At 67.5% G+C, this 3,434-nt stretch carries 2 protein-coding genes; one reads left to right on the forward strand and one right to left on the reverse strand.

The annotated features are described in order from the left end of the window. Nucleotides 1-237 precede the first annotated feature (237 nt). Nucleotides 238-1,632 (forward strand): IS1380 family transposase, encoded by a 1,395-nt coding sequence (locus QM582_RS12030; RefSeq protein ID WP_415084701.1) that lies wholly within the window; start codon nucleotides 238-240, stop codon nucleotides 1,630-1,632. 340 nt (nucleotides 1,633-1,972) lie between these two features. Here the strand turns inward: QM582_RS12030 and QM582_RS12035 are convergent, their stop codons facing one another. Beyond that, nucleotides 1,973-3,202 (reverse strand): IS4 family transposase, encoded by a 1,230-nt coding sequence (locus tag QM582_RS12035; protein WP_415084703.1) that lies wholly within the window; start codon nucleotides 3,200-3,202, stop codon nucleotides 1,973-1,975. Nucleotides 3,203-3,434 lie beyond the last annotated feature (232 nt).

Raw genomic sequence — 3,434 nt, forward strand, 5'->3', positions numbered from 1 at the left:
CAATGCGAGCTGATCCGGGTCGTGTCCACCGAACGCCTCGGACGCAGGCTCGGCGAGATCGACGGCGTCGCCCTCCTCCGAGTCGAGACGATCCTGCGACGGATCCTCCGGCTCTAGCCTCGGGATTTCACGTCGCCGGGGTTGAGTACGGCGCGTAACGCACGGAAGTGCCCGTCCTGCACGGGATTCTTGTTCTTGCGACAGTCCAAGAAACCCGCTGGGAAAGGCACTCCGTAGGTGAAGCGTAACCGTGTCCCGAGTCTGGTTCTCGATCCTGTCCGCGAGTCGCTGGTTACCTCCTCGGGGGCGCTGCTGATCAAGGAGGCGATCCGGGTCGCCGATCTGGATCGCGGCCTGTCACGTGCGCTGTCGACCTGGCGGCCGACGCGGGCGACGCACGACCCGGGCAAGGTCTTGCTCGATGTCGCCACCGCCGTCGCGCTCGGCGGTGACTGCCTGGCTGATGTCGCCGCGGTCCGGGCTCAGCCCGAGCTGTTCGGGACGGTGGCCTCGGATCCGACGGTCTCGCGCGTGTTCACGGCTTTGGCCGCCGATGTCGATGACGCGGTCGCGGCGATCCGGGCCGTGCGGGCCGATGCCCGCGCCGCGGTCTGGCGTCGGCGACGACCCCTGTCCGGCACACCCGGGACCCGGTCGGGTGGTCAGGTGATCGTCGACATCGACGCCACTTTGGTCGGTGCCCACTCCGAGAAACAGGGCGCGGAGCCGACCTACAAGCGTGGCTTCGGGTTCCACCCGATGTGTTCCTCGATCGACCACGGGGCTCTCGGCACCGGCGACACCGGTGTGCTCAACCTGCGCCCGGGCCGGTCCTCGGCCTGGGACAGCGCCGACCACATCACCGCACTCGATGACACCTTGGCCCAACTCCCCGAAAGTGAGCGCAAGCAGGTGCTGGTCCGCACCGACACCGGCGGTTGCTCCAAGGCGTTCCTGCGCCACATCACCAACCTGGGGCTGCACTACACGATCGGGTTCGCCGCGAAGGACAGCGTCAGGATCGCGATCGAGACGATCCCGGAGCAGGCCTGGCGTACCGCCATCGACAGCGACGGCGAAGCTCGCGACGGCGCACAGGTCGCCGAGCTGACCGCGTGGATGCCGTCCACGAGCCGTACTGGGACCAGCGACGACTGGCCACCCGGAATGCGGGTCATCGCCCGCCGCGAACGCCCACACCCCGGCGCCCAGCTCCGGCTGACCGACCACAACGGGTGGCGGATCACCTGCTTCGCCACCAACACCAAAGGACCTGGCTGGACCCTGGCCACCCTCGAAGTCCGACACCGACAACGCGCCCGATGCGAGGACCGCATCCGCGGCCTGAAGGACACCGGATTGCGGAACCTGCCCTTCCACGACTACGCGAAGAACCGGATCTGGCTCGAAGTCGTCGCACTCGCCGCCGACCTCCTGGCCTGGACCCAAACCCTCGCCTTCGACGACCACGAACCCGCCCGACGATGGGAACCCAAACGACTCCGGCTCCGGATCCTCGCCGTGACCGGACGCATCATCTGCACCGGCCGCCGAAGACGCCTCCGACTCCCCAGGGACTGGCCCTGGAACCAGCTCATCGACACCGGCTGGACCACGATCCACACCACCTAAACGGCACCCACCACAATCCCAACGATCAGAACCCGGAGAACCGGCGACACCAGCGCCGGGGACCACGCGCGCCCAGCAACACCGCGCGTCAGCGACCACGCACCGCCGACCGATCAGCCGGACTCACGAAACATCGAGGCTAGCGCCAATACCGTTCAGTTAGTAACGCTGGACGTGGATGGTTGTGCTCGGGCCGGGCTGGGGCCAGGTGGCGTGGGCGGCGCGTTTGACGTGCCACTTGGTGTACTTCCTTTTCACCACGCGCGGCGCTGCACGTGGTCGTCGCTCAGGGTTGAGGCGTCGCAGCAGTCGACGCACGAAGTAGAGCCAGCCGGGACTGTCACGCCCGTGCTGGTGAGGGGGAAAAGGCGCCAGGGTGGGCGAGGGTCTGGCGGGTGATCCGCAGCGCAGCTACGAAGCTGACCCGGTCTGGGTCGTGGCCAGAGGAGGTGGCGGCCTGGGCCATCAGTGAGCGGATCGCGAAGTGGCAGCACAGGTGGCCCCAGATCTCCTGGAGCACCAGGTCAGGCGACTTGCTGCGCAGCACGGTGCGCGGTCCACGCTGGTGGGTCTTGAGCTCGTCGAAGGTCGACTCGATCTCCCACCGTTGCGCATACGCCGCGGCCAGGTCGGTCGCGCTGGCCTGGCTGGGATCCAAGACGGTGGTGAAGAGCCGGTAGCCCGTGGGGTTCTCGCGGCCATCGTCAAGGGTGTAGTCGATAACGCGCACCCGCATCGGCTCCGCGGCCCGCGCGGCCTTGGAGTGGGCCTGGCGTAGGTCGGCCAACCAGGAGCCGTCCGGCAGGTCCTCGACGTGGACCGGCTTGGGTCCGGACTTGTCGGTGCGGATACGCCACAACAGATCCGCGCCGGTACCGATCGCCTTGCGCCACAGGGCATAGGAGAAGAACCCACGATCCGCGGTCAGCAGCATCCCCGGCGCCAACCGGTCGGTGAGACGATCGGCCAAGACGGCCTCGGAGTCCGAATAGGCGCCGATCTCGGCGGCGAACACCGCATGCGTGCCGCACTCGGCCAACGCGACCACCCGGGCCTGGGGGAAAGCTGCCTGCTCGCCCTTGTTGACCCCCGGACGACCGAAATGCGCGGCATTCACCGGCGTATCGGCGACGTCAAGACAAGTGCCGTCGATCGCGACCAGCCGGCGCCCAGCCAGCCACACTCCCGCCATCTCGTCGGTGCCGATCGGCCTGGCGACCTTCTCGAACAACGCTGCCAGCGGCTGCGCACCCAGCCGGGCCCTGGCCTGGAAGATCGCCGACTTGCTCGGCGGACTGTACGTCTCAGACCAGCCCGAGGCCCACGAGAGCCCGTCGGTCAACTGTGCCAGCACGTCCTCATACGAACCCTCCGAGTACAGCGCCATCGCGATCGAGAAGTAGGCCATCACCCGCGCTGGCAACGACCGATGCCGCTGCTCGGTCCGGCCGACCTGCGCGATCACCTCATCGACCAAGTCCGGCGGGAACACCCGCGTCAGCACACCCACCGACACCAGATCAGAAAGGCGTCGCTCGGTCTCAGGCTTCTTCCATCCAGCACGCGGCATGACACCAAACTACACCGCTGCCAGCTTAACTGAACGGTATTGAGGCTAGATCCTCGCGAGAAACGGAATTTGGCGAACCGCCGCTTCTCATCCGTCCATCTGCATATCCTGCGTCACAGGAGACGCGCCAGAAGACGGAGACACGGAGGGCTCGTGAGGTTCCCGAGATTCATGCGCGCAGGCGCGGCCGGCGTCGCGGTCGTGCTGTCGATCGGCCCGGTGGTGTCCGCCG

Origin of the sequence: Micropruina sp. (assembly GCF_047607385.1) — a bacterium.
In the GTDB taxonomy this organism is placed as follows: domain Bacteria; phylum Actinomycetota; class Actinomycetes; order Propionibacteriales; family Propionibacteriaceae; genus Micropruina.